Raw genomic sequence first — 228 nt, 5'->3', positions numbered from 1 at the left:
AGTTCGAGGAACCCCATGAGTGACACTCCAATCGACTCCAGCAAGCGGACGTGGATCATCACGTCGGCGTGCGCTGGTGCGGTGGGCGGCGTGGCGACAGCCGTCCCGTTCGTGAGCACCTTCCAGCCATCCGAGAAGGCCAAAGCCGCCGGGGCTGCAGTGGAGGTCGATATCTCCGCCCTCAAGGACGGCGAGAAGCTCACGGTCGAGTGGCGCGGCAAGCCCGTC

1 pseudogene is annotated in these 228 nt (G+C 65.8%); it reads left to right on the top strand.

What is annotated here, in order from left to right:
- Positions 1-15: 15 nt before the first annotated feature.
- A pseudogene (locus QCD85_RS23760) lies at positions 16-228 on the top strand (ubiquinol-cytochrome c reductase iron-sulfur subunit N-terminal domain-containing protein); the annotation flags it as partial.

The organism is Paenibacillus sp. PsM32, assembly GCF_030433815.1.
GTDB lineage: Bacteria > Bacillota > Bacilli > Paenibacillales > Paenibacillaceae > Saccharibacillus > Saccharibacillus kyungheensis.
The sequence above is the reverse complement of the archived record's forward strand: the minus strand, read 5'-3'. Positions and strand labels throughout refer to the sequence as shown.